Below are 26885 nucleotides of genomic sequence, written 5' to 3'. Positions count from 1 at the left end.
AGTTATCTGAATTTGTGAACAATTCATGCAAAAAGCCCTTTAATCCATTCCCAAATAAAGAATGTTACTTGCTCTTCCTCTTCTGGCTCTTCTGCTTTTACTTCTTCTTTTTCTGGCTCGCAAATGGATGGGAATATACTGCACCACCAGTTATCACCACGCGCATCACCAATTTTAACTACAATGGAGTGATACACATTTTGTGGATATAATACTGCTCCCTGTCTTTTAGGCGGAAATAAGTTATCCCCAACCACTACCTGTGTATCGATCTGTGGATAATTTTCGCTTAATTCCGCTTCAATTTGTTGCTTTAACGTTTGAATTTGCTCATTCCCTGCAACTCCTGCAGTTACTACTTGCATAAAATAAGGCTTTAATTCTTCAACAAGCTGCTCTTTCTCATGCTGATCTTGTGCTGTATTGCTATTAGCAATTACCCGAATTCTAAAATCGTTTTCTTGTTCTTGATTAGTAGCCTCTTTTGCAAAACCTACTAATGATGGAATATATAAAACACATAGCTGTAAGGCAATGGCCACTACTACTAATCTAGCAAACGCTAGAAAAATATTTTGTTTAGGCAATCTAATAATCTTGTATTCATTTAACATGTAAATCCCTCCTTGCTCAACATTGTTGGCAAGATCAAGACACTTTATACATGAATTTCACAAAAAATCATTCGCGGTTTCCCATTAATATCTTTTTCTATCGAAATCGTAGCCTGTGGAAAACTATCTTGAAAGAACTTTGCTACTTTTTCACCTTGTGTATAACCGATTTCTAACCCAATTAATGCGGGTCTATTCATATACGTTGGCAATTGCTCTGCTAATTGTCGATATAAAATAAGACCGTCTTCCTCCGCAAATAGTGCGCTATGGGGCTCATGCTTTAGTACAACATCTGACATAGCATGTACCTCATCAAAAGCGATATATGGAGGATTCGATAAAACAATATCAAATTTCTCACCTGCGAGCGGAGCCGTTAAATCTCCCAACCTAAAATCAATATCGGCCTCTAATCTCTGTGCATTTTTTTGTGCTGTTGCTAATGCATCTTCGGATAAATCAGTAGCTACTACCGTTAACGCAGGACATTCCAGCTTCATTGAAATGGCAATAGCACCACTACCTGTACCTATATCAGCTACCTTCAATGCTTGATGTTGAAATAGTTTAGTCATACGATTAATAGTGCCAAGAATCAGTTCTTCCGTTTCTGGTCGAGGAATTAATACTGATTCATCGACTATAAATGAACGACCATAAAACTCCTCACTTCCCACACAATACTGAACTGGGCGGCCATTGACATGTTCCTCTATAAGGGCTTTAAATTTTACTTGCTGTTCTTCTGTTAATGTATCCTGTAAATGTAGCATAACCTCTGAATAACTTGTACCAAGTATATGCTGCATAACAATACGTGCCGCAGTTTGCTCCCGACCATTATCCATTAAAAAAGAAGAAGCCCACTCAAGGGCCTCCATCACATTTTTATAAGTCATCATTTAAACGCTCTAACTTCGATGCTTGTTCTTCTAAAATAAGAGTATCGATAATTTCGTCCAATCTACCTTCGACGATTTGATCTAGTTTCTGAATTGTTAAACCGATACGGTGGTCTGTTACACGGTTTTGTGGATAATTGTATGTGCGAATTCGCTCTGAGCGATCACCAGAACCCACAGCTGACTTACGTGTGGCATCGATCTCTTTTTGCGCTTCTTGCATATACATATCTGCTACACGAGCGCGTAAAATTTTCATTGCCTTTTCACGGTTTTTAATTTGAGAACGCTCATCCTGCATGGAAACTACAACACCTGTTGGTAAATGGGTCATACGAACCGCAGACATCGTTGTATTTACGGATTGACCACCCGCACCAGAAGATGCAAATGTGTCTACACGAATGTCTTTTTCATGAATTTCAACGTCTACTTCCTCTACCTCAGGTAAACATGCTACTGTTGCTGTAGATGTATGGATACGTCCTTGTGATTCGGTAGCTGGTACACGTTGTACACGGTGTGCACCGTTTTCAAATTTGAACTTTGAATAAGCACCTTGTCCGTTAATCATAAAGATCACTTCTTTATAGCCGCCCATTGGGTTTGGAGTGGCTTCCATAATATCAATTTTCCAGCCTTGTGTTTCTGCATAACGGGAATACATGCGGAATAAATCACCAGCAAAAATATTTGCCTCGTCTCCACCAGCTGCTCCACGAATTTCCATAATAACGTTCTTACTATCATTAGGATCTTTGGGAATTAATAAAATACGTAAACGTTCTTCAAGTTCTTCTTGCTGGGCTTTTAATAGGTTAAATTCTTCCTTTACCATTTCATGCATATCAGGATCTTTTTCGCTATCTAACATTTCACGTGTATCTACTAATTGTTCTTTGACATTTTTATATTCACGATACGCATCCACAGTTTCTTGGATATCTGATTGTTCCTTCGAATATTCACGTAATTTCTTACTGTCATTAACAATATCAGGATCGCTTAAAAGCTCTGTCAGCCTTTCATAGCGATCCTCCACTGCTTGTAATCGATCAAACATGGATTTCACCTCTATTTAGTTTCTTAAATTGCTCCTATTTTCCAAGAGCTCTCCATTAAAATTACGCTAAAGCATAATGGTTATTTACAATGTTTATGTCCACTACTTAGTATAAAAAACTTTTCGCATATACGCCACTTTTTCTTAGTGCTTCATACTAGGATCTTCCATTATAGCGAAGGATGAGCATGACATTTTCGACATACTGGATAATACGAATCATTTCCACCAATTTGAATTTGATCCCCCGTATATACAGGCTGTCCATTTCCATCTACTCGTAAATTCATCGTTGCTTTTTTATGGCAGAACCAACAAATGGTTTTCATTTCTTCAATTTTATCTGCATATGTAAGCATGTATTGGCTGCCTTCGAACAGTTCATTTTGAAAATCATTTTTTAAGCCAAAGCCCATGACCGGAATATCTAATTCATCCACAATGTTAGCTAATTGTAAAACATGAGCTTTTTTTAAAAATTGAACTTCATCCACAAGTACACAATATGGTTTAACCACATTGCTTTGCACAAGTTCAAAAATATTTGTATCTTCATAAACAGGAATGGCTTGCTGTCTTAAACCTACTCGACTAGAAACAAAACCAACCTCATCACGTGTATCTAAACCTGATGTAAACATCATTACAGGTTTCTGTTGTTCTTCATAATTATGAGCAACTTTTAAAATCTCTATTGATTTTCCACTATTCATTGCACCATGTTTAAAATATAGCTGCGCCATACTGTCTTCTCCCTTTCTTTTGGTCGATCTGTATTTTGAAAAGACTTGCATCAACGTGTCATATTTACTGAAAAAAATACCTGCCAAGCACATGCTTGGCAGGTATTAAACTAACATTAGTTTTTAAGACCGTATTTTTTGTTGAAACGATCCACGCGACCATCAGTAGACGCGAATTTTTGACGGCCAGTATAGAATGGGTGACATTCGTTGCAGAACTCGACAACGATGTTTTCTTTTACTGAACCAGTTTTGAAAGTGTTCCCACAAGAGCAAGTTACTGTTGCTTCTTTGTAGTCTGGATGAATTCCTTGTTTCATATTCGTTTTCTCCTCTCGCCCTGAACCATCTGGAACAGAGTATTATCGAACTGTACCTTACATAGCCCGAATATGAGTGAAACCATCAGCTATATATGTACACGTTGCATACTTATGAAGTATAGCATAGACGTTTTATTATTTTCAAGAAAAAAATATCAAAAGAAAGTTTTCAATAGTTTTTATCCACGAACTTCACGATAATCATTGTCGTGTAACCCTATTTTTTCATTTCGCTCTTTGAAACGGATATTATGGGAAGAAACATAAGCAACTTTTGGTGCATCAGGTTCTATTAATAGTTTTGCACTATTTAACGCTAATATGCCATCTGTAAAGGCCCCTGCTATTAACCTAACTTTACTTGGATGATCAATAAAATCACCTGCACCATAGATTCCTTCTATATTAGTTTCCCTCTTTTCATTGACGAGTGCTACTCCATCTTTTATATGTAATCCCCATTCTTCTAGTGCACCATAATCACATTTTAAGCCATGGTTCACAATAACGGCATCTACTTCAACTCGCTCTATCTCATCCGTCTCTTTATTCATAATCGATACAGACTGTATTAAATCTCCATCACTATGTAATTGCACTACTTCATATGGTGTTTTTACACATACGGAGGATTCCTTCATCCGTAAAACGTTCTTTTCATGACCACCAAAGTCTTCTCTGCGATGAACGATTGTAACACTCGCTGCAATTGGCTCTAACTCATTCGCCCAATCAACAGCTGAATTACCACCGCCTGAAATTAAGACATGTTTATTCCGGAAAATCTCTAATTCCTGTACAGTATAGTGTAAATTAGTTACTTCATAACGATCTGCTCCTTCTATTTCAAGCTTTTGCATCGTCAGAACGCCATAACCAACTGCCAAAATCACTGTTTTGGAATAATGCTTTTCTCCCGTTGAAGAAGTTAATATAAATGTTCCATCCGGTTGTTTTTCTAATCCTTCCACCTTTTGATTTAAAACAACTGTCGGATCGAAAGTTTGAGCTTGTTCAACAAGCTGTTTGATAAGCTGTCCACCTAAAATAGGTGTAACTCCACCAACGTCCCAAATCATCTTTTCGGGATAAATTAACATACGACCACCGAGCTGAGAGCTATACTCGATAATTTTCGTTTTTAAATCTCGCATACCACTATAAAAGGCTGTATAGAGACCTGCTGGACCACCGCCAACAATCGTTACATCATATAGTTCTTTCTCCATTTTTAGATTCCATCCCCTTCATCTTTATCCATAAATATTACATGCACTCGGCTAATCCACTTATTTTATTCACTAAGATGCCTTCGCTTTTTATTCCTTTAATCGTGCTAATAAATACAAGAAATAAGGAGCGCCTATAACGGCTACTACGATCCCTGCTGGAATTTCTGAAGGCTCGAGAATAGAACGACCTATCGTATCAGCCATTAATACGAGAAAACCACCTAATAATGCCGCCGCAGGGAGTAAAAATTGATGTTTGGCCCCAACCAGCTGGCGAGCCAAATGTGGGGCGATGAGTCCTACGAAGCCAATGCCACCACTTACAGAAACACTAGCGCCTGCTAAACCAACAGCTGCGGCTAATAACCAACGGCGCTCTTTTTCAATCGAGGCACCTAATCCGACAGCTGTTAATTCACCTAAATTCAAAATATTTAATACCCGCGATTTCGCATAAACAAATGGTAACAAGATCACTAACCATGGTAACAATGAAAGAACAAATCTCCAATTTGAACCCCATATGCTCCCTGCCAGCCATGTTGCCACAAACTGATAATTTTCAGGTGATAGGCGTAGTGTTAGCACAATCATCGCTGAGCTAATACCTGCTGCTACAGCTACACCCGTTAAAATTAAACGCATTGGTGTAATACCTTCATGTCGTTTATAAGAAAGTGAATAAATCAGAACTGCAGTTAAGCCTGCTCCTATAAAGGCAAGTACTGGCAGTAAATAGACAGGTGCCGCCTTCGTTGTTGGAAAAAATGAAATATACAGCATAACTGCAAGACCAGCACCCGCGTTAATCCCTAAAATACCTGGGTCTGCTAAAGCATTTTTGGAAACACCTTGTAAAATAGCACCTGATATAGCTAAGCCCATCCCTACTAATACAGCTATCACAATTCGCGGAAGCCTAAATTCAAATAAGATTAATTGTTGTTGTGCATCTCCTTGTCCAAAAAGAGTCTTAAAAACCTCCATTGGTGTTAGCTTAATCACCCCAGTATTCATACTAATAACAAAGGTAATGAAGATTAAAACAAGCAATGTAGCAATAATGATAAAATTTTTCTTTTTTGTCTTCTGCTGACTTGGCGTTAAATAGCTGTTTCTCATAGTTCTTTCCCTCCTTTACGTGCTAAATACAGGAAGAAAGGAACACCAATAAAGGCAATTAAAGCACCAATCGGGGTTTCATAAGGTGGATTGATAACACGTGCTACTAAATCAGCTAACACAACCAGCAATGCTCCATATACTAAAGAACAAACGATAATCCATCGATAATCATGACCAACTATGTATCTCGTTAAATGAGGAACTATTAAGCCTACGAAACCAACTGCTCCTACAACAGAAACTGCTGCACCCGCTAAAATTAACACAATGATCATTCCCCATACTTTTACAACACCCGTACGTTGTCCGAGCCCAACAGCAATTTCTTCTCCTAAGCTCAGTACAGTGATTGACCGTGATAAAATAAGAGCTCCTATCATCGCAATAAGAATCCAAGGTGATAATATTTGTAGATGGCTCCATTTTGTTCCCGAAACACCGCCCGCATACCAAAAGGCAAGATCCTGACCAATACGATAATAAAGGGCAATTCCTTCTCCTAGCGCTCCAAGCAACGCACTAACAGCTGCACCCGCCAAAACAAGTCGCATAGGTGTTAAGCCACCTTTAGACAGTGACCCAATACCATAAACAATGGCCACCCCAAGACCTGCTCCTATAAAGGACCATAAAATTAAAAACATATAAGGCATACCAGGGAAAAAGGCAAAGCACACTGCCAACATAAATGCGGCTCCCGAGTTCAAGCCTAACAATCCCGAATCTGCTAACGGGTTACGTGTCATACCTTGCATAATCGCCCCCGCTACTGCAAAGCTTGCTCCTACTAGAGCTGCCCCGAGTACTCGAGGTAAGCGGATATCATGAATAATTTGATGTGTAGTTAATTCTGGTGAAAAATGGGTAACTGCTGTCCAAACAGTACCCAGTGAAATATCTGCTGCACCAAAAGAGATCGATAAGCCAATAGCTAAAATTAATCCAATTACTCCTACAATTAAAGCTACTACTCCACGGATCGGATGAGATCGTTTCTGTAGCTCCTCTAAATCGTTGAGCTCTCCTACTCCTGTCGACGTAGTCATTTTATTTCCTCCTTATAAACTTCCCAATAAACATACAGACTAGATTTTATTTCTTCATATCGTATAGCTGATAGGATAGGCAGATTGGATTTTTACTATATGGACAAACAGCCATTTCAGCATCAATATTGAACACTTTTTGTAAATTTTCCTTTGTCATCACTTCTTCTGGACTTCCATCCACCATTAAATTCCCGTCTCTCATGGCCATGATAAAGTGGGAGAAGCGTGATGCATGATTCAAATCATGTAATACCATGATTATTGTTCGACCTTCTTCTTTATTTAACTTTTGTAAAAGCAATAAAATATCTAGCTGATGGGCTAAATCTAAATATGTGGTTGGTTCATCCAGTACTAGAATATCAGTGCCTTGTGCTAATGCCATGGCAATCCAAACCCTTTGACGTTGGCCACCTGACAATGCTTCAATTGGTCGATCACTAAATTCCCTTAATCCCGTCACATCAATAGCCCAATGGATATACTCATAGTCTTCCTTGCGCAATGTACCAAACCCGACTTGGTGAGGAAAGCGACCATATGATACTAGCTCAAAAACAGTTAAGCCTCCTGGAGCTGTTGCCGTTTGAGGCAAAATAGCCATTCTTTTGGCTACTTCCTTGGTTTTCAATTGGTGAATTGCTTTACCATCTAAATAAACCGCCCCATTTTGAGTCTGAAGTACACGGGCTACTGCCTTTAATAAAGTAGATTTCCCACAACCATTTGGACCGATAATTGTGGAAATCTGCCCTTTTGGAATTTCCACGCTTAAATCATTGACTATGAGCGTCGAGGAATAACCAATCGCCACACGATCTATTTCTAGTACTGACATAATTAACTTCCTTTCATTTTTGAGAGTGCTTTGAACCAACCTTATATTTGTAGACCAAATTGAGCTGTATACAACCCATAGTAAGCATGTTTTCGTTCCATTAATTGCTCATGTGTTCCTTCTTCAATAATGCCTTTTTTCGATACAACAACAATTCTATCTGCATCCTTAATTGTTGCTAATCGATGGGCAATTACCAACGTCGTACGACCAATAGAAAGCTCATTTAATGCTTGTTGAATAGCTTGTTCCGTTTCAGTGTCTAATGCCGATGTTGCTTCATCAAGTATTAAAATTTTTGGGTTTTTCAGGAAAATTCGTGCGATGGATAGTCTTTGTTTTTGACCTCCTGATAACTTCACACCTCGCTCACCAATTAATGTATCCATTCCCTCTGGGAGTGCTTTAATGACATCGGTCAGCTGTGCGCGCTGAGCTGCGTACCAAATATCTTCTTCACTAGCATTCAGATTGCCGTAAGCGATATTATCGCGAATAGTGCCATCAAATAAAAAGACATCTTGTTGAACAATCCCAATATGACCACGCAATGATTGCAATTTGAAATCGCGTATATCCACACCATCAATTTTAATGGAGCCTTCATTGACATCATAAAAACGTGGCAGCAAACTGCAAATTGTAGATTTTCCTGCTCCTGATGGACCCACTAGTGCCACTGTTTCACCAGGGCGAACCTGTAAATTAATGTGATGTAAAGCACGATTCGCATCTGAGTAGCCAAACGATACATCCGTGAATGTGATTTCGCCATCAATTTCATCGATGTCTTTCGCTTCTGGTCGATCCGCTATCTCAGGCTCTGTTTCAAGAAATTCAATATAGCGTCTAAATCCTGCCATACCTTTTGGATAGCTTTCTATAAACATGTTGATTTTATTAATAGGGCCTAGCAGAATCCCTGAAAGTAAAATAAATGCGATAAAGTCTCCATTAGATAGATCACCATTTAACACAAAATAAGCTCCAACAAATAATGTAAATAATGACAATACCTTTGTTAGAATACCTGAAATGGCTTCATTCCAAGCCATGACCTTATAAGAGAACAATTTAGTCATTCGGAATCTTTCATTGTTTACCTTAAAGCGTTTAATTTCATGATCCTCATTTGTAAAAGCCTGTACAACACGAATACCGCTGACATTGTTTTCAACGCGAGCATTAAAATCAGCAATATCTCCAAACATTTGACGAAATGCTTTTGACATTAATTTTCCGAAAATAATCGTCAGAACTAGAATGATCGGCACAAGTAGGAAAATAAGAATTGTAAAGGTTGGATCTATGTAGAACATCACACCAAATGTCCCTATAATGGTCATTGCTGCAATAAAAATATCTTCAGGACCGTGGTGGGCAAGCTCACCGATATCCATTAAATCGTTCGTTAATCGAGAAACAAGATGTCCCGTTTTATTATTATCAAAATATCTAAAGGAAAGTTTTTGTACATGGCTAAAGGATTCCTTTCTCATATCCGTTTCAATATTAATCCCTAGCATATGTCCCCAATACGACACGATGAAATGGAGAATGGAGTTAAAAATATATAAGATAAATAACAACAAACTCGCCATAATAATCCACTTTAATTCGCCATCCGGCAAAATATCATCAATTACTTTATTTAAAACAAGTGGAAACGCTAATTCGATTAATGCTACTAAAATGGCGCAGCTAAAATCTAAAATAAATAAGCGTTTATATGGTTTGTAATATGAGAAAAATCGCTGTAATAACATGGTTGTAGCCTCCTATTGCAATATCAATCTTCATATCTACTAATGTATTTTTGTTGAGTCTTCGTAAACTCTACTATTTTGTCAGCCAGCTCTTCAGCCTGATGGAGACCCGAAAGTGGATCAGAGGCAAAATAATATTCAGACGGAAGCTCTATAATTTGATTATTTTTTACGACATCTAAGTTAGTCCAAGTCCCTGGCAACTTCCCGTCTTTGTTAAAGAAGTTAATCATGAAGTTATAATCAGCTACAAAATCACCTACTACCTCGTAGGAAATCTCATAACGTCCGCCACTCGCCTCTTTTGCATCATATAACTCCTGCACTTTTTCTTGAGGCTTCAGGCCCAAAATTTGATAGAGTGCTCTACCACCCGATACGCTTGAATTTCCAACAATTGTTGCATTTTTTTCAAACATTTCATAAATAGTAAACGTTGCTCCGTCTGGAACCACATCATTTATTTTTTCCTTAGCTGTAGCTATCCGATCTTCAAACTCATTAACAAAGGTTTCAGCTTCTTTTTGTCTTCCTAAATAACTTCCCATCGACTTAATTTCCTCTATAGCTGATGAGTGAGCATCTTCAGCAAAGACAATTGTAGGTGCAATTTTCTCATATTTCCCTACATCTTCTGGATTCCATGTAATGATTAAATCTGGCTTTAGCTCTAGAATTTTCTCCAATGATACCTTCCCATCAGTACCAATATTCGTAATTTCTCCATCCTTGTAGTGTTGTTTTAAAAACGCAGCATAATCAAGGTTAGCTGTTACGCCTCCTACTGGTACAACATCTAACGCTAAAATTTGTCCTAGATACCAGTCTGTGATGACTCTTTTGGCTCTCACTGGAATTTCTACTTCACGGCCAATGTCATCTGTCACTATTCTCGTCTCTATCGTATCTGGAGTAGTTTGTTCGTCCACCTTTGATGAGACCGAATTTTCATTACATGCAGCTAATAAAACAAACAGGCTCAGGAAAAAAGGCAGTTTTATATGTTGAATCATCTTTTGCATCATGATTTCATTTTCTCCATTCTCAAATCGGTTTGCTTGCACGAGCTGATTCTCATTGTATTGAAAATGATTCTCATTTGTAATGGCCATTTCGGACATATAAGATGTATATTTCAGCCTAAAATTACTTGGTGCCATATTTGTAGCCTTTTTAAAGGCACGACTAAAATAGTATTCATCTTCATAGCCAAGTGAAATAGCAATTTCCTTTATACCAAATTGATTTTCCACCAAATATTGTTGTGCCTGCTCAATTTTTAATTGCTGTAAATAAATTTGTGGCCCAACCCCATAGCGCGCTTTAAAAATTCGTAATAAATGACGTGTACTAATATGAAGCGTATCTGCCAATGATTGTATAGATAATGGTTGGTGAAGATGCTGATGAATATACAGACGTGCTACTTCTGCCTTATCCATTTCATGTGGGTTCCCCTGCCCATCCACTAATTCTTGAAACACACGATACACAAATTCATACAAAGAAGCTTTGACTGAAAAATGTTCTTGAATAGAACCAGATATCCATTTGCTATACATATCTTGAAGAATGTTGTGAATGGCTATTGGATTAGCAGGCACACAAGAGAAATTTATTTGAAAAGGTTGATATTGCATCTGTAAATGCTGCATAAATGCATCTTTATAGATGACATCTCCTTCATAACGTATGAGGAAGTAGCTAACACTATGTTGTGCAGTAATTTGTAAACATTGAGATTTACCAATGTGAAAAATACTGAAACGCTGTACATAATAAGGCTGTTCATCAATGATAATTTGCGCCTCGCCTGCTGTTATGATAAGAAACGAACTATTGGTTAATACCTTTGAAACTTGAACTTTTGATTTATTTATGTAATCGAGATGCTTCATTTGAACATAGGCATTTTGCCAAAGCAGCATATAGGCATCATAATTCATCCGGATCTCCTTCAAAAAGATATTTATTAACTACATTATATTGATAATGATTATCAATTTCAATAAACATTTATTCGTTCAAAAATATACAAAAAAATCACCATTGACAATTATTTGTCAATGGTGATGCCTGTTCTATAATAAACCTTTACCTTTTGTTGCTTTTTTCATATCTTCGTTCAGTTTTTCAAAAAATTCTTCGTTAGATTTTGTTGTACGAAGTTTTTTCAAGAAACGTTCCGCAAAATCAGGCGCGTCTGAAAATGTTTTACGAATCGCCCATAGTTTTTCAAGTTGTTCAGGCTCAAGTAATAACTCTTCCTTACGTGTACCTGAACGGCGAATATCAAGAGCAGGGAAAATTCGACGCTCTGCCAACTGGCGATCTAGATGAAGCTCTAAATTACCTGTCCCCTTAAATTCTTCGTAAATAACCTCATCCATACGTGAACCAGTATCTACTAAAGCAGTCGCTAATATCGTTAAGCTACCGCCTTCTTCAATATTTCGAGCTGATCCAAAGAAGCGCTTAGGTCTATGGAAGGCAGCTGGATCGATCCCCCCTGAAAGCGTGCGTCCACTTGGAGGAATGACAAGGTTAAAAGCACGCGCCAAACGTGTGATAGAATCCATTAAAATAATGACATCACGTTTATGTTCCACTAAACGTCGTGCACGCTCTAAAACTATTTCTGCCACCTTGACATGATTCTCTGGAACTTCATCAAACGTTGAGCTAACAACATCTGCATTTACAGATCGCTCAATATCTGTAACTTCCTCAGGACGTTCATCTATCAGTAAGACAATTAGCTCTGCTTCTGGATGATTTGTCGTAATAGCGTTTGCAATTTCTTTTAATAAAGATGTTTTCCCGGCTTTCGGCGGTGCAACGATTAATCCACGCTGACCAAAACCTACAGGTGCCACTAAATCCATAATACGTGTTGATAAATTACGCTGAGTTGTTTCCAGTTTAATTTGTCTGTTTGGATATAGTGGAGTTAATGCAGGGAAATGCACACGTTCCTTTGCAACTTCAGGATCCTCGCCATTGACGGCATCAACTTGTAATAAGCCGTAATAACGTTCATTTTCCTTAGGTGGTCGCACCTTCCCAGATACCTTGTCCCCATTACGAAGATCAAAGCGACGAATTTGAGATGCAGAAATATAAATATCTTCTTTACTTGGAGAGTAGTTTATTGGTCGAAGGAAGCCAAAGCCTTCTTGCGAAACAATTTCAAGTACGCCTTCCATAAAGAAATAGCCTTCTTGCTCTGAACGCGTTTTCAAAATAGCAAATATTAATTCTTTTTTCGTTAACTTGCTATAATATGAAATTTTATATTGGCGTGCAAGAGCGTAAAGCTCTTTCAACGTCATGTTTTCTAATTGAGCGATTGTCAATGCAGACATATGCACAACTCCAGTCTTTTTCAAAATATAATACAATTATTGGGGTTATCATCGAAGATTTTTTACGAACGAACGGCTCTGTTCACATTATACGGTTACCTCATTAGGTCAATTACAAATACATAGTCCACCATATGATGAAACATTACCTTACAAATTACGGGATGGTTTATTTAAAGAAGAAGGTACCTAGCACAATAGATGTACTAGGTATATTTTAGAAGAAAATATCATTAATATCTAGGTTTTTTCTCAAGTGCGTGACGGCCTTCTACAAAGCGAACCGTACCAGACTTAGCACGCATAACTACCGAGTGTGTTAAAGCGTAAGCACCTTTATATTGAACACCCTTTAAAAGCTCACAATCTGTCACAGCTGTTGCTGCAAAAATAGCATCGTCACCTTTTACTAGATCATCTAAATAAAGAACTTTGTCAACATCTACGCCCATTTTATGACAGCGTTCTAATTGCTCTTCATCTTCTGGTACTAATTTTGCTTGGAAGTCCCCACCTAGGCATTTTAAAGCTACAGCCGAAATAACACCCTCTGGTGCTCCACCTGTTCCAAACATAATATCAATACCTGTTTCATCAAAGGCAGTATTAATCGCTGCACCAACATCGCCATCTTGGATAAACTTAATGCGTGCACCAGCCTCACGAATTTCATCAACAATTGCTTGGTGACGCGGTCTATCTAATAGAGTAGCAACTACATCTGAAATATCTTTATTTTTTGCTTTTGCTACTTGTAATAAGTTATAAGTTACAGATGCATTGATATCTACTTTACCAGCTGCTTCTGGCCCTACAGCAATTTTCTCCATGTACATATCTGGTGCATTTAACAGATTACCTTTGTCTGCAATCGCAAGGACTGTCATTGCACCATTCGTACCTTTTGCTACAATATTTGTACCTTCTAATGGATCCACAGCGATATCTACTTTTGGACCACCACTTCGTAAGCCAAGTTCTTCACCAATATAAAGCATTGGTGCTTCATCCATTTCACCTTCACCAATTACTACTGTAGCATGCATTGGAATTGTATCGAACATTTTGCGCATCGCTGTTGTTGCTGCATCATCTGCCTCAATTTTTAAACCGCGTCCCATCCATTTCCCGGATGCGATTGCTGCTGCTTCTGTTACTCGTACTACTTCCATCGATAAACTACGTTCCATTGTTGCTTTGCCTCCCGTTATCGGCCATTTTTCATACCGAAACATTCAAATTACCTCTATTGTAACATAATTGAGAGAAAACTTTTAGCTCTCATTATTCCTTTGTCTCAGCTACGCGTGCCAGGATTGTTTCACGTCGAATATCAGCGCCTAAATCACGTAATTTCTCAATAAGTGAGCTATAGCCACGTTCGATATGATAAATATCTTGGACTTCCGTTTCGCCCTCAGCTAGTAGACCAGCTAAAACTAAAGCTGCACCTGCGCGTAGATCTGTAGCTGTTACTGTTGAACCATGTAATCTGCTAGGCCCTTTAATAATAGCCGTGTTGCCTTCTACACGAGCATCAGCATTCATACGACGAAGCTCATCAATATGTTTAAATCGAGCTGTATAAATTGTATCTGTTACTTTTGAGGAACCGAATGCCTGTGACATTAACACAGCAAGTGGTTGCTGAATATCTGTTGGGAAACCAGGATACACCAATGTTTTTACATCAACAGCTTGCAAAGTTGAGAGGTCTGTTTTTGGTACATAAATACTTTCTTCACCAATTTCAATTTTCACACCCATTTCACGAAGCTTCGCTATAATTGCTTCTAAATGGAGTGGAATTACATTATCAATTGTAATACCATCACCTACTGCTGCAGCCATTATCATAAATGTCGCAGCTTCAATACGATCCGGTATAATCGTATGTTCTGTACCATGTAGTTCTTCTACCCCTTCAATACGGATGACACTTGTACCTGCCCCTTTAATATTGGCACCCATATTTGTTAGAAGTGTGGCTACATCAATAATTTCAGGTTCCTTCGCTGCATTTTCTATCACTGTACGACCCTTCGCGAGGACAGCAGCTAACATAATGTTAATCGTCGCACCGACACTTGCAACATCTAAATAAATTTTAGCCCCAATTAGCTCATCTGCACGTAAATAAATAGCGCCATGTTCATTCGTAATTTTAGCGCCTAATGCTTCAAAGCCCTTTATATGTTGATCAATTGGTCGGGGACCCAAGAAACAGCCACCTGGTAAACCAATGACTGCTTTCTTGAAACGTCCTAGCATTGCCCCCATTAAATAATATGAAGCGCGTAACTTTTTAACGTTGCCGTTCGGTAATGGTAATGCAATCATGTCTGTTGGATCAATTGTCATCTTACCATCGTCAAACGATACTTCCCCACCAATTTCCTCTAATAAAGCCTTTAACGTCCATGCATCTGAAATTTCTGGTATCCCTCCAATTGTCACTGGAGAGTTCGCCAAAATTGATGCAGGAATTAAGGCGACTGCACTATTTTTTGCACCACTAACTTTAATTGTACCTTGTAGACGATTTTCGCCAGTAATTTTATAAACATCCATTTTGCGTTCTCCCTCATGATTGGAAAGTAGTATTTTTTTGCAATTGGCTCACTGTATGTTCTTATTATTCGCCTTTTCTCTTATTCCAATCCGCTAAAAATCCTTCAATTCCTTTTTCCGTTAAGGGATGGTGGAAAAGTTGTTTTAAAACTTTAAATGGAGTTGTTGAAATATGTGCGCCAGCTAAAGCTGCAGCCGTAACGTGCTGAGGGTGACGAACAGAGGCAGCAATGATTTGTGTGTCAATATTATGAATTGTGAAAATGTCTGCAATAGTTTCAATTAGCTCTACACCATTTTGACCAATGTCATCTAAACGGCCGATAAATGGTGATACATATGTAGCACCTGCACGCGCAGCCATTAATGCTTGGTTTGCACTAAAAATTAATGTTACGTTTGTTTTAATTCCTTTGTTTGCAAAGAAACGACAAGCTTCTAATCCCGCTGGCGTCATTGGTAGTTTCACTGTAATGTTAGGAGCAATAGCAGCTAATTCCAAACCTTCTTTAATCATTCCTTCTGCATCCAGTGCAATAACTTCTCCACTTACGGAGCCATCGACAAGCTCTGCTATTTCACGAAGACGATCATGGAAAGAAACATTTTCTTCTTTAGCCACTAGTGATGGGTTTGTTGTAACTCCTGATAATATCCCCCATGCATGTGCCTCTTTAATCTCTTCAAAATTTGCTGTATCAATAAAAAATTTCATATTATTTCCTCCTGATCATTTTTCTTATATTATTAAATATTTTCCAAAATTTCTTTATTTCAAAAACAAGAGAAGGTCGATTGAAAGCATCAACACTTCTCTTATTATGTGTATTTATCTATGCTTTTGTAACATATTAAATGCAAAAATTATGCTTTTTGTGCACTACCAAATTCGCGAATTTTACCAACAACAGTTGCTTTAATCGCTTCACGTGCAGGACCAAGGAATTTACGAGGATCGTAAACAACTTTGTCGTTGTCAAGAATCTCACGGATTGCTTTTGTTGCTTCAATTTGATTTTCAGTATTAACGTTAATTTTTGCAGTACCTAATGAAATAGAACGTTGGATATCTTTTGTTGGGATACCTGTACCACCATGTAATACTAGTGGAAGATCTGCCAATTTAGAGATTTCCTCCATTTCTTTGAAGCCTAGGTTTGGTTCTCCTTTGTAAGGACCGTGTACAGAGCCAAGTGCTGGCGCTAAGCAGTCGATATCTGTTAGCTCAACCATTTTACGGCATTCTTCTGGATCAGCGTAAATAATACCACCGATTACACCGTCTTCATCTCCGCCAACTGTTCCTAATTCCGCTTCTACAGAAACGCCTTTAGCATGTGCGTATTCTACTACTTCTGAAGTAATTTTCACATTTTCCTCAAATGGATGGTGTGAAGCATCAATCATCACAGAAGTAAAGCCTGCGTCAATTGCCTCTTTACATTTTGCAAAGCTAGATCCATGGTCAAGATGAATGGCTACTGGAACTGTAGTACCGTAAGATTCCATTAAACCTTTTACCATGTGAACAACAGAAATAAATCCGCCCATATATTTACCTGCACCTTCAGAAACACCAAGAATCACTGGAGATTTTTCTTCTTCAGCTGCTTGTAAAATTGCTTGTGTCCACTCTAGGTTGTTAATGTTGAATTGACCAACAGCATAACCCTCTGCTTTTGCTTTAATTAACATCTCTTTCATAGATACTAATGCCATACTAAAAATCCTCCTCTTAGGACTATTCTTTCTACATAAATATGCTCCTCAATCATAGCAAAAATAATAGCCCCTGAAAAGCAGGGGCTATTATTTTCTACACGAAAGCGTAATGGGACGAAGCGGCAGTGTCCCCCAAAGTGTAGGGCAACGTAACGGCGGCGCTAAGAAAATATTTACTCCTTTTTTAAGCATAAAGAAAACAGGCCGTGTATTTACTGCCTGTTCTTTAAACTTGTAACACTTTATTAACTTCGTCACGTACTTCAAAAATATCAAAAGGCTTCGTAAAGTAACGGATCGCTCCCAAATTTAAAGCTTCTTGTACAACATCTAGCTCTCCATACGCTGTCATCATAAATACAGGAAGTTTTGGGAACTTTTCTTTTAAACGTCTTAAAATTTCGATACCATCCATTCCGGGTATCTTCATATCTAGTAATACGCAATCCATGTCTTGTTCATCTGCATACTTTAATGCCTCTAAACCATTGGCTGCTAAATATGTAACATATCCTTCCTTTTTCAGCACTTCATTTAAAAGCAAACGAATTCCCTGCTGATCATCGACAATTAGTAATCGTTTCACATTCCATTCCGCCCTTTTTATTTTTTATTCTTACACAAAAACATTCTTTACTATGTATAATTCTACTTTTTCAGCTTAATACCTTCTAGTATTATAAATTATCTGCTTTTGCTTTCTACCTTTTTCACCCCTATAATATGGGTAGAGGTGGGATCATGTCAAAAATTCTAACAACACAATTAAGTGGATTATTACAAAGAATTACACAAAATGAAGAGGATGCTATCGAGGAGACTGCAAGGCTATTGGCACAAGCTGCAATTGGCGAAGGTAATGTCTATTTCGCTTGCTTTGGAGAAATGCAGACAGTGGAATTAAATGCACTTCAAGCAGTAGAACCATTTAGCAAGTTAGCACCTTGGACTCCGGATACAAGCTTAACAGAAGCCGATCGAGTTTGCATTTTTACTCGTAGTGCGCACGATGAAGAATCACTAGCTTTAGCTCAGAAATTAAATACTCAATTTATTCCCTTCGCTGCTGTTGCAAGTGAACCGGCTAGTGCAGAAAATCCTCTTGCGGACTTAGCCTATACGTATATTTCTACTCGTATTAAAGGTGGTTTATTGCCAAATGATTTAGGTCAACGGGTTGTTGTACCACATGCACTTGCAGGGCTTTTTGTTTATGAAGCTGTCAAAATGGTCTATGATGATATGCTTGGTTTTGATGAGGAAGAATTGTAATAATCCAATAAAAAAGAGTTGTCTCATTTTTCGAGACAACTCTTTTTGTTTATTTAAATGTTGCGCCGATAAAGTCACGGAACAGTGGTTGTGGACGATTTGGTCGTGACACTAACTCTGGGTGGAATTGACATGCTACAAAGAAATTATTCTCTGGTAGCTCAATAATTTCAACCAGCTTACCATCAGGACTTGTGCCTGAGAAAACAAGTCCAGCTGCTTCCATTGCTTCACGATATTCATTGTTAAATTCATAACGATGACGATGACGCTCATAAACAAGCTCTTTGCCATATGCTTCACTTGCCTTAGAACCGTCTTTTAATTTACATGGGTATAACCCTAAACGTAATGTTCCACCAATATCTACGCTATCATTTTGATCTGGTAAGAAGTCGATAATTGGGTACTCTGTGTTTGCATCAAGTTCTGTAGAATGAGCACCTTTTAACCCTAACACATTACGTGCATATTCAATTGTCGCAAGCTGCATACCTAAACAGATTCCTAAGAATGGTACATTATTTTCACGCGCAAATTGCGTAGCTAAAATTTTACCTTCCACACCACGATCACCAAAGCCACCTGGTACTAAAATCGCATCAGCATCTTTTAATAGTGCAGTTACATTATCAGCATTGACATGTTCTGCATTAATCCAGTTAATTTCAATATCAGAATTATAAACATAGCCTGCATGCTTTAAAGCTTCTACCACAGAAATATAAGCATCTTGTAGTTCTACATATTTCCCTACTAACGCTATTTTTCTTTTGTTTGGTAAGTTTTTCACTTTATCTACAAGCTCGCGCCATTCTTCCATATCCGCTTCTGGAGCTTCAATACCAAAGTGGTCAAGAACGATATCATCAATATCTTGTGCATGTAGGTTTAACGGTACTTCATATAAATGCTCCGCATCACGAGATTCGATAATTTCATGTGGTTGAACATCACAGAATAAAGCTAATTTCTCTTTCATATCTTGTGGTACCTCTTGTTCAGTACGCACAACGATAATATTTGGTTGAATACCTAAAGAACGTAACTCTTTTACAGAATGCTGTGTTGGTTTTGTTTTAAGTTCACCAGCTGCTTTAATATAAGGAATTAATGTACAGTGAATATACATGACATTGTTATGACCTAAATTAGTTTTCATTTGACGGATAGCTTCAAGGAAAGGTAATGATTCAATATCCCCTACTGTTCCACCTACTTCTGTAATAACAACGTCTGCATTTGTCTCACGACCAGCACGTTGGATACGATCTTTAATTTCATTTGTAATATGAGGAATAACTTGTACTGTACCACCGTTGTAATCGCCACGACGTTCCTTCTGTAATACAGATTGATACACACGACCTGAAGTTACTGTAGAATGCTTTCCTAGGTTAATATCAATAAAACGTTCATAATGCCCTAAATCTAAGTCAGCCTCAGCACCATCATCTGTTACAAAAACCTCACCATGTTGATAAGGACTCATTGTACCTGGGTCGATATTAATATATGGGTCAAATTTTTGAATCGTAACTTCTAAACCGCGGTTTTTTAATAAACGGCCTAGAGATGCTGCAACAATCCCTTTTCCAAGTGATGATACAACCCCACCTGTTACAAAAATATACTTCGTCATGAAAAAATTCCTCCTTTAGAATTGCTAGATAAGTTGTTTTGTTAGGGATTAGAACATCTGACAGTCAAACACCCTAAAAAAAGAAAAGCCGAGAATGTCTACAAAATTGTAGTCGATTCGAAGCTGTCATCGTTTCTATCTCTTTTCCACTTTCCTTTAAACCTTAAAACTTTAACATTTATTCAGTCACCGTTTACTATACATCATGAATACTTTAAAACATTTATATTCATATCCGAACAAAAAGTATGGGAGAGCTGGTCTGAATAAAGTTAAAAACAAAAAAACGCTCCTCCTGCATAGGTCTGCAGGGGGAGCGTATTATATACACGGTCTTTCTCCTTTTTTTAAGGAGCCCAAGTAAAAGATTAAACGTAACCGTGATAGAAGTCAAGGATTTTTACATCAAGCGTAAAAGTAAGAAAATTCTAAGAGCAAGGTTTTAGATTTCTTCCTCTTCTTCTTCGAACTCTTCTTCATCTTCGTCTTCATCAATAAACTCTTCATCGATTTCTTCAATGTCTTCTAAATCTTCGTCTTCATCAAAATCAATATCTTCTTTATCTTCATCTTCTTCGTCTATTTCTTCTTCTTCCACGAATTCTTCATAGTCCTCGTCGAAGTCTATATCTTCTTCATCCAAATCGATATCTTCTTCTAGATCATCATCTTCATCCACAGAAGCTTTAGATTTTTTCTTTTGAGTTTTAACAGATGGTGCTGTTTCTTCCTCAATCTGCTCTACTTTAAACCATTCACGTAAGCCCCAGCCTGTTTCTTGGTTATATAAGAAGCGGCCATCTACATTAAGATCTGTGTAAAATTGTAGTAGGCGCGATTTAATTTCTTCATCACTGTAGCCTACAAGCTCTTGAATTATTTTTAACAAATCATTAAAAGTTACTGAGGCACGTTTTTCATTTAAAATTGCATACGCTAAGTTAATTAACGACTCTTCAGTTAATTGTTCCTTTGTCATTTCACGAAAATTCAATTCGTGCACTTCCTTTCCCTCATCACAATGGACGTTTTAAAATTACATGGTGCTTTATTTTCCAAGCGCAGCAAAAATGGCTACGCAAAAGGTACTTTCCATACAATAAGCATAATACCCATTATATACAAAGTTTTAGCCCCTTTGCTAGCTTCAATTACTGTTTTTTATATTACGCATTTTTTTTATGCCAAGATAAAACAAATAGACAGATAATAGTAGTAAAGGAATAGCGCCAATTTGCTTATTATACAGGAAAATGGCTCCCAATACTAAAGCTAATACAATTATGTAGTGAATAGCTGATTTCATCCTCTACCGCGCCTCCCCTTTTTTTTACATTTCTATTATAGCGAAAAAAAAAGAAGTGCCTAATCCTAAGACTAGACACTAAAAACTAGAGAAGCTTATTACATAAAAAAATGCCGGTCAACTAGTGAGATTGTCTATCTCTGTTTACATATTACGACGATATTGTCCACCAACTTCATATAAAGCCTTCGTAATTTGTCCCAAACTAGCTACTTTAACAGTTTCCATTAATTCCTCAAAGATATTTCCGTTATGGACAGCTACCTCTTGTAATCGGTTAATAGCTGCCTCGCTTTTAGCTTCATTGGCCTTCCAGAAATCTTGTAAATTGTGAATTTGAGTTTCCTTCTCTTCCGTCGATGCACGAGCAATCTCCATATTATCAATATCAGCATCAGAAGCTGGGTTTGGGTTCAGGTAAGTATTAACACCAATAATCGGTAACTCCCCTGAATGTTTTAACATTTCATAATGCATGGATTCCTCTTGAATTTTCCCTCGTTGGTATTGTGTCTCCATCGCTCCTAACACGCCACCACGATCATTGATACGATCAAATTCTTCGAGGACAGCTTCTTCCACAAGATCTGTCAGCTCCTCCACAATAAATGCACCTTGAAGTGGATTTTCATTTTTCGCTAAGCCATGCTCTTTTGTAATAATCATTTGAATAGCCATTGCACGACGTACAGATTCCTCAGTAGGTGTTGTAATCGCCTCATCATAGGCATTAGTATGCAGGGAGTTACAGTTATCCTGTAAGGCCATTAAAGCCTGTAATGTTGTACGAATATCATTAAAATCAATCTCCTGCGCATGTAGACTACGACCTGAAGTTTGAATATGATATTTTAGTTTTTGGGCACGCTCATTTGCACCATATTTATCGCGCATCACAATCGCCCAAATACGACGAGCTACACGTCCGATTACTGTATATTCTGGATCAAGTCCATTAGAGAAGAAGAATGATAAGTTAGGAGCGAAGTCATTAATATTCATGCCTCGGCTTAAATAATATTCTACATACGTAAAGCCATTTGCTAATGTGAAGGCTAATTGAGAAATAGGATTTGCTCCCGCCTCCGCAATATGATAGCCAGATATTGAAACAGAGTAGTAGTTACGCACCTTATGGTCAATGAAATATTGCTGAATATCGCCCATCATACGTAGGGCAAATTCTGTAGAGAAAATACATGTATTTTGACCTTGGTCTTCTTTCAGGATGTCCGCTTGCACTGTTCCACGTACGACCTGTAGTGTTTTCTCACGTGTCTCTGTAAATTCTTCAACTGTCAAAGTACGTCCTAACTCTTGCTCACGTAATTTTATTTGCTGATCAATCGCTGTATTCATGAACATAGCCAAAATGATAGGTGCTGGACCATTTATAGTCATAGATACAGATGTGGATGGTGCACATAAATCAAAGCCTGCATACAGTTTTTTCATATCTTCTAATGTACAGATAGATACACCCGATTCCCCAACTTTACCATATATATCTGGACGGTAATCTGGGTCCTCTCCGTACAATGTTACGGAATCAAATGCTGTAGATAAACGTTTCGCGTCATCATCCTTCGATAAATAGTGGAAGCGTTTATTTGTACGCTCTGGCGTCCCCTCACCAGCAAATTGGCGCTTTGGATCTTCTCCCTCTCGTTTGAATTGGAAAACACCCGCTGTATATGGGAATTCGCCTGGCACATTTTCTTTATAAACCCAGCGCAAAATTTCACCGTAGTCCTCAAATTTTGGTAATACAACCTTTGGAATTTTTGTACCTGAAAGACTTATTGTCTTTAAAATTGTGCGAATCTCTTTATCGCGAACTTTCGTCACAAATTCATCCCCAGCATACGCTTCCTTTAAAGTTTGCCAATTCTCTAATATACGCTTGGATTCTGCCGTTAATTCGTCTCGGACACCTTCTGCTAAAGAATTAAGCGATGTGATAAGAGCATCATCCGGTGCTTTTTCCTTAACAGCAGCGAGAGCCCCTTCTAATTGGAATAGACGACGAGCAAATGCCACCTGCTGTTCTGTTTTTTTATGATAGCCACGAACTGTATCAGTCAGCTCTCGTAAATAATAACGACGATCATTTGGAATAATTACATCTTGCTTTTGCGTTTTAGCAAATTGCTCATAGCTCGTTTCCCAATCGCTACCAGTTTTTTGGTTAATGATTTGCACTAACGCCGCAAATAAAGCATTTGTTCCTTTATCATTAAATTGGCTAGCGATTGTACCGTAAACCGGCATATTATCAAGTGATTCATCCCAAAGTTCTCGCGAGCGCTGATATTGTTTTTGGACTTGACGTAGTGCATCCTCAGAACCTTTACGCTCAAACTTATTAATAGCAATAACATCCGCAAAATCAATCATATCAATCTTTTCAAGCTGTGTTGGTGCACCAAACTCACTTGTCATAACATACATTGATAAATCGGTATATTTAGTAATCTCGGCATCACCCTGCCCAATACCACTTGTTTCAACGATAATTAAATCATAGCCAGCTACACGTACTACATCTATTACGTCCCCAATGGATGCGGTTAATTCTGTACGAGAGCCTCGTGTAGCTAAGCTGCGCATATAAACACGGTTATTAAAGATGGCATTCATACGAATTCGATCTCCAAGTAATGCCCCACCCGTTTTTTGCTTTGTTGGATCAACAGACAGAATGGCTACACGCTTTTCTGGGAATTCTTTCAAGAAACGGCGGATTAGTTCATCCGTTAACGAAGATTTACCCGCTCCACCTGTTCCGGTAATTCCCATAACAGGTGTTCCTTTAGAACGCTTCCGTGCTTCCTCCAGCATTTTTTTCGTGTCTTCATCCTGATTTGACTCGGCTGCTGTAATTAAATTAGCTAAAATTTCAGGAGTCTCTGTTGTTAAAGACTCTAATTTTTCTAAATAGCTACCAGTTGCAGTAGGAAAATCTGTTCCTTTAATTTGCTCATTAATCATTCCCTGAAGCCCTAAAACGCGACCATCTTCCGGTGAAAATATTCCCGCAATGCCGTAAGAATGAAGCTCTTTTATTTCACGTGGTAGAATTACACCACCACCACCGCCATATATTTTTATATGTGGTGCCCCTTTTTCACGCAGTAAATCATACATATATTTAAAGTATTCCATATGCCCGCCTTGATAAGAAGAAACAGCAATACCTTGCGCATCCTCTTGTATCGCAGCATTTACGACTTCTTCAACGGAACGGTTATGACCTAAATGGATTACTTCCACACCGCTCGATTGCAAAATGCGTCGCATAATATTGACCGAAGCATCATGTCCATCAAAAAGACTTGATGCTGTCACAAAACGTACGTGATTTTTTGGACGATATACTTCTACCTTTGTCATATGAAATCCCCACTCTCTCCCCTTAATGAATAAAAAAAGCCGGCAATTGCAATGTCGCTCTATGCAATTACCGACAAACCCCTAACGAAATATTAAAACCCCTTTATGCCTGAAATGAACAATGTGATTTGCATGTCAATAAACTCATCAATTGAATGTTGGCGATGCAACGCCCATTTGCGGAATGCCCAACTTTGTCCAGACACCACTAAATTATTAGCTGCTAAATGAATTTGCTTGTCTGTCATTGTTATGTCACCAGATTGTACACAGCGCTTTAGCAATCTTTCAAACGTAGCAACCATTTCAAACTCTTTACTAAAGACATAACGTTGCGCTTCTTTTGACAATGATTTTGTTTCTTGATACATGATTGTAAGCTCATCAACCATGCTATCGATTTGCAGGAAATATTCTCGGATCATTTCCTTTAGCTCTTCGATTGTCCCTGCTTTAATCTCGTAACTTGAAAGTCGCTCCATTGCATGATGATAGATACTATCACATACAAGGTAAAGAACATCTTCTTTTGTTCGAATGTACTCATATAAAGTACCGATACTAAAGCCTGCAGCTTTTGCGATTTCTCTCGTTGTGGCCCGATGGTAGCCTTTTTCTTTGAATAACTTAATAGCTCCCTGAATCATTTGCTCACGACGAATGGCGATTAAATTTTCATCTTTTACAGTTGACTGTACTTGGGGCCTTTTATCTTTTTCTGCCATCAATTATTTAGTTAACATACGCGAGATAACTAGACGTTGAATCTCTTGCGTACCTTCATAAATTTGAGTAATTTTCGCATCACGCATAAAGCGTTCTACCGGATAATCTTTTGTATAACCGTAACCACCAAATACTTGAACCGCCTCCGTTGTTACACTCATCGCCGTATCGCCAGCCATTAATTTCGCCATTGCCGATGCCTTACCATATGGTAGGTTATTAGATTCTAACCAAGCCGCTTGATATGTAAGAAGTCGAGATGCCTCAATTTGAGTGGCCATATCCGCTAGCTTAAAGGATACACCTTGATTTGCAGTAATTGGTTTACCAAATTGTACACGTTCTTTCGCATAGTCAACTGCTGCATCAAGTGCTCCTTGTGCAATTCCTACAGCTTGAGCCGCAATACCATTTCGTCCACCATCTAGTGTCGTCATCGCAATCTTAAAGCCTTCCCCTTCAGCTCCAAGCAAGTTTTCTTTTGGAACACGACAGTTGTCGAAAATAATTTCTGTCGTAGGAGATGAACGAATCCCTAATTTCTTCTCCTTTTTACCTACAGAAAAACCTTCATATCCAGCTTCAACGATAAATGCTGATGTACCGTTTTTGGCTTCAGGATCTGTTACTGCAAATACAATATATGTATCTGCTACTCCACCATTTGTAATGAAGATTTTTGAGCCATTTAAAATATAATCATCGCCATCAAGTTTTGCGTAAGTTTTCATGCCACCCGCATCAGAACCTGATCCTGGTTCTGTTAAACCGTAAGCACCTATATGCTTTCCTTCAGCCATTGGACGTAGATACTTTTGTTTCTGTTCTTCTGTACCGAACTTATACAGCGGCCAGCCTGCCAGTGATGTATGTGCAGATAATGTTACTCCTGTTGATGCACACACGCGTGATAATTCCTCAACAGCAATGACATATGCAAGATAATCAAATCCTGCTCCACCATATTCCTCTGGCCATGGAATACCTGTTAAGCCAAGCTCCGCCATTTTATCGAAAATGGCACGGTCAAATTCTTCATTTTCATCACGTTCTGCCGCTGTTGGAGCAACTTCATTGATAGCGAAATCTCGAATCATTTCACGTAATTGCTCATGCTCTTCTGTTAACTGAAAGTTCATTGTCCATTTCCCCTTTTTATTAGACTCTGTTCTGTGTAATGTTAAGCTGGATTTATGGTTTTATTTAGTGATTTTCTTACTATATTGAACG

At 38.2% G+C, this 26885-nt stretch carries 23 protein-coding genes; 1 reads left to right on the top strand and 22 read right to left on the bottom strand.

Annotated elements, in window-relative coordinates; all coding sequences use genetic code 11:
- Window positions 1-23 precede the first annotated feature (23 nt).
- From B3D94_RS04830 to B3D94_RS04750, 17 genes are all read right to left on the bottom strand, one after another.
- Window positions 24-614, bottom strand: coding sequence for a stage II sporulation protein R (locus B3D94_RS04830; RefSeq protein ID WP_069479989.1), 591 nt, complete (start codon window positions 612-614; stop codon window positions 24-26).
- Between the two features lie 44 nt (window positions 615-658).
- The gene (gene prmC, locus B3D94_RS04825; RefSeq protein WP_069479988.1) at window positions 659-1519 is read right to left on the bottom strand and encodes a peptide chain release factor N(5)-glutamine methyltransferase; all 861 of its coding nucleotides are present in this window, start codon (window positions 1517-1519) and stop codon (window positions 659-661) included.
- Complete coding sequence (gene prfA / locus B3D94_RS04820; RefSeq protein ID WP_069479987.1) at window positions 1506-2582, bottom strand: peptide chain release factor 1; 1077 nt, start codon at window positions 2580-2582, stop codon at window positions 1506-1508. Before prfA ends, prmC begins: the two co-directional genes overlap by 14 nt.
- A gap of 170 nt (window positions 2583-2752) precedes the next feature.
- Complete coding sequence (locus tag B3D94_RS04815) at window positions 2753-3325, bottom strand: thymidine kinase (RefSeq protein WP_069479986.1); 573 nt, start codon at window positions 3323-3325, stop codon at window positions 2753-2755.
- A gap of 116 nt (window positions 3326-3441) precedes the next feature.
- Window positions 3442-3645, bottom strand: a complete 204-nt coding sequence (gene rpmE, locus B3D94_RS04810) for a 50S ribosomal protein L31 (RefSeq protein ID WP_025114780.1) — start codon at window positions 3643-3645, stop codon at window positions 3442-3444.
- A gap of 182 nt (window positions 3646-3827) precedes the next feature.
- Window positions 3828-4877, bottom strand: a complete 1050-nt coding sequence (locus B3D94_RS04805) for an NAD(P)/FAD-dependent oxidoreductase (RefSeq protein WP_069479985.1) — start codon at window positions 4875-4877, stop codon at window positions 3828-3830.
- Window positions 4878-4967: 90 nt separating this feature from the next.
- Window positions 4968-6002, bottom strand: coding sequence for a FecCD family ABC transporter permease (locus B3D94_RS04800; RefSeq protein ID WP_069479984.1), 1035 nt, complete (start codon window positions 6000-6002; stop codon window positions 4968-4970).
- Complete coding sequence (locus B3D94_RS04795; RefSeq protein ID WP_069479983.1) at window positions 5999-7051, bottom strand: FecCD family ABC transporter permease; 1053 nt, start codon at window positions 7049-7051, stop codon at window positions 5999-6001. Before B3D94_RS04795 ends, B3D94_RS04800 begins: the two co-directional genes overlap by 4 nt.
- A gap of 46 nt (window positions 7052-7097) precedes the next feature.
- Window positions 7098-7892, bottom strand: coding sequence for an ABC transporter ATP-binding protein (locus B3D94_RS04790; protein ID WP_069479982.1), 795 nt, complete (start codon window positions 7890-7892; stop codon window positions 7098-7100).
- A 41-nt stretch (window positions 7893-7933) separates the two neighbouring features.
- A complete protein-coding gene (locus tag B3D94_RS04785; RefSeq protein ID WP_069479981.1) occupies window positions 7934-9658 on the bottom strand; it encodes an ABC transporter ATP-binding protein in 1725 nt (574 codons plus the stop codon).
- Window positions 9659-9681: 23 nt separating this feature from the next.
- Window positions 9682-11604 (bottom strand): AraC family transcriptional regulator, encoded by a 1923-nt coding sequence (locus tag B3D94_RS04780; protein ID WP_291755270.1) that lies wholly within the window; start codon window positions 11602-11604, stop codon window positions 9682-9684.
- Window positions 11605-11739: 135 nt separating this feature from the next.
- Window positions 11740-13023 carry a transcription termination factor Rho gene (gene rho, locus B3D94_RS04775; RefSeq protein WP_012292741.1) on the bottom strand — a complete coding sequence of 428 codons (1284 nt, stop codon included), beginning with the start codon at window positions 13021-13023 and terminating at the stop codon, window positions 11740-11742.
- Between the two features lie 233 nt (window positions 13024-13256).
- Window positions 13257-14213, bottom strand: a complete 957-nt coding sequence (glpX, locus tag B3D94_RS04770; RefSeq protein ID WP_008179010.1) for a class II fructose-bisphosphatase — start codon at window positions 14211-14213, stop codon at window positions 13257-13259.
- A gap of 94 nt (window positions 14214-14307) precedes the next feature.
- A complete protein-coding gene (locus tag B3D94_RS04765; protein ID WP_193830881.1) occupies window positions 14308-15594 on the bottom strand; it encodes a UDP-N-acetylglucosamine 1-carboxyvinyltransferase in 1287 nt (428 codons plus the stop codon).
- Window positions 15595-15658: 64 nt separating this feature from the next.
- On the bottom strand, window positions 15659-16309 hold the full coding sequence (gene fsa / locus B3D94_RS04760) for a fructose-6-phosphate aldolase (RefSeq protein ID WP_004269447.1): 651 nt from the start codon (window positions 16307-16309) through the stop codon (window positions 15659-15661).
- A gap of 149 nt (window positions 16310-16458) precedes the next feature.
- Window positions 16459-17313, bottom strand: a complete 855-nt coding sequence (locus B3D94_RS04755) for a class II fructose-bisphosphate aldolase (RefSeq protein WP_036123008.1) — start codon at window positions 17311-17313, stop codon at window positions 16459-16461.
- Window positions 17314-17542: 229 nt separating this feature from the next.
- Window positions 17543-17902: a response regulator gene (locus tag B3D94_RS04750; protein ID WP_069479978.1), complete on the bottom strand. Its 360-nt coding sequence runs from the start codon at window positions 17900-17902 to the stop codon at window positions 17543-17545.
- Window positions 17903-18057: 155 nt separating this feature from the next.
- Between B3D94_RS04750 and B3D94_RS04745 the strand changes: the two genes are divergently transcribed.
- Window positions 18058-18588 carry a DUF2529 family protein gene (locus B3D94_RS04745; protein ID WP_291755252.1) on the top strand — a complete coding sequence of 177 codons (531 nt, stop codon included), beginning with the start codon at window positions 18058-18060 and terminating at the stop codon, window positions 18586-18588.
- Between the two features lie 49 nt (window positions 18589-18637).
- Here the strand turns inward: B3D94_RS04745 and B3D94_RS04740 are convergent, their stop codons facing one another.
- The 5 genes from B3D94_RS04740 to B3D94_RS04720 all read right to left on the bottom strand — a co-directional run bounded on the left by B3D94_RS04740 (window position 18638) and on the right by B3D94_RS04720 (window position 26794).
- Complete coding sequence (locus B3D94_RS04740; protein WP_069479976.1) at window positions 18638-20230, bottom strand: CTP synthase; 1593 nt, start codon at window positions 20228-20230, stop codon at window positions 18638-18640.
- Between the two features lie 442 nt (window positions 20231-20672).
- The gene (gene rpoE / locus B3D94_RS04735; RefSeq protein ID WP_175422977.1) at window positions 20673-21224 is read right to left on the bottom strand and encodes a DNA-directed RNA polymerase subunit delta; all 552 of its coding nucleotides are present in this window, start codon (window positions 21222-21224) and stop codon (window positions 20673-20675) included.
- A 456-nt stretch (window positions 21225-21680) separates the two neighbouring features.
- Window positions 21681-24929, bottom strand: a complete 3249-nt coding sequence (icmF, locus tag B3D94_RS04730) for a fused isobutyryl-CoA mutase/GTPase IcmF (protein WP_291755247.1) — start codon at window positions 24927-24929, stop codon at window positions 21681-21683.
- Between the two features lie 92 nt (window positions 24930-25021).
- On the bottom strand, window positions 25022-25654 hold the full coding sequence (locus B3D94_RS04725; RefSeq protein ID WP_069483234.1) for a TetR/AcrR family transcriptional regulator: 633 nt from the start codon (window positions 25652-25654) through the stop codon (window positions 25022-25024).
- 3 nt (window positions 25655-25657) lie between these two features.
- Window positions 25658-26794, bottom strand: a complete 1137-nt coding sequence (locus B3D94_RS04720) for an acyl-CoA dehydrogenase (RefSeq protein WP_193830876.1) — start codon at window positions 26792-26794, stop codon at window positions 25658-25660.
- Window positions 26795-26885: the final 91 nt, after the last annotated feature.

Source organism: Lysinibacillus sp. UBA5990 (assembly GCF_002429815.1).
GTDB lineage: Bacteria > Bacillota > Bacilli > Bacillales_A > Planococcaceae > Lysinibacillus > Lysinibacillus fusiformis.
Note: the sequence above shows the minus strand (reverse complement) of the source record. Positions and strands in the feature narration are given on the sequence as shown.

Bases quoted from the DNA above. Each gene is read 5' to 3' on its own strand.
- B3D94_RS04780 (WP_291755270.1), bottom strand. From the start codon at position 11,604: ATGAATTATGATGCCTATATGCTGCTTTGGCAAAATGCCTATGTTCAA.
- fsa (WP_004269447.1), bottom strand. From the start codon at position 16,309: ATGAAATTTTTTATTGATACAGCAAATTTTGAAGAGATTAAAGAGGCA.
- B3D94_RS04740 (WP_069479976.1), bottom strand. From the start codon at position 20,230: ATGACGAAGTATATTTTTGTAACAGGTGGGGTTGTATCATCACTTGGA.
- B3D94_RS04800 (WP_069479984.1), bottom strand. From the start codon at position 6,002: ATGAGAAACAGCTATTTAACGCCAAGTCAGCAGAAGACAAAAAAGAAA.
- B3D94_RS04795 (WP_069479983.1), bottom strand. From the start codon at position 7,051: ATGACTACGTCGACAGGAGTAGGAGAGCTCAACGATTTAGAGGAGCTA.
- B3D94_RS04785 (WP_069479981.1), bottom strand. From the start codon at position 9,658: ATGTTATTACAGCGATTTTTCTCATATTACAAACCATATAAACGCTTA.
- rho (WP_012292741.1), bottom strand. From the start codon at position 13,023: ATGTCTGCATTGACAATCGCTCAATTAGAAAACATGACGTTGAAAGAG.
- glpX (WP_008179010.1), bottom strand. From the start codon at position 14,213: ATGGAACGTAGTTTATCGATGGAAGTAGTACGAGTAACAGAAGCAGCA.
- rpmE (WP_025114780.1), bottom strand. From the start codon at position 3,645: ATGAAACAAGGAATTCATCCAGACTACAAAGAAGCAACAGTAACTTGC.
- B3D94_RS04805 (WP_069479985.1), bottom strand. From the start codon at position 4,877: ATGGAGAAAGAACTATATGATGTAACGATTGTTGGCGGTGGTCCAGCA.
- prmC (WP_069479988.1), bottom strand. From the start codon at position 1,519: ATGATGACTTATAAAAATGTGATGGAGGCCCTTGAGTGGGCTTCTTCT.
- icmF (WP_291755247.1), bottom strand. From the start codon at position 24,929: ATGACAAAGGTAGAAGTATATCGTCCAAAAAATCACGTACGTTTTGTG.
- B3D94_RS04790 (WP_069479982.1), bottom strand. From the start codon at position 7,892: ATGTCAGTACTAGAAATAGATCGTGTGGCGATTGGTTATTCCTCGACG.
- B3D94_RS04720 (WP_193830876.1), bottom strand. From the start codon at position 26,794: ATGAACTTTCAGTTAACAGAAGAGCATGAGCAATTACGTGAAATGATT.
- B3D94_RS04755 (WP_036123008.1), bottom strand. From the start codon at position 17,313: ATGGCATTAGTATCTATGAAAGAGATGTTAATTAAAGCAAAAGCAGAG.
- B3D94_RS04830 (WP_069479989.1), bottom strand. From the start codon at position 614: ATGTTAAATGAATACAAGATTATTAGATTGCCTAAACAAAATATTTTT.
- B3D94_RS04765 (WP_193830881.1), bottom strand. From the start codon at position 15,594: ATGGATGTTTATAAAATTACTGGCGAAAATCGTCTACAAGGTACAATT.
- B3D94_RS04745 (WP_291755252.1), top strand. From the start codon at position 18,058: ATGTCAAAAATTCTAACAACACAATTAAGTGGATTATTACAAAGAATT.
- prfA (WP_069479987.1), bottom strand. From the start codon at position 2,582: ATGTTTGATCGATTACAAGCAGTGGAGGATCGCTATGAAAGGCTGACA.
- B3D94_RS04815 (WP_069479986.1), bottom strand. From the start codon at position 3,325: ATGGCGCAGCTATATTTTAAACATGGTGCAATGAATAGTGGAAAATCA.
- B3D94_RS04725 (WP_069483234.1), bottom strand. From the start codon at position 25,654: ATGGCAGAAAAAGATAAAAGGCCCCAAGTACAGTCAACTGTAAAAGAT.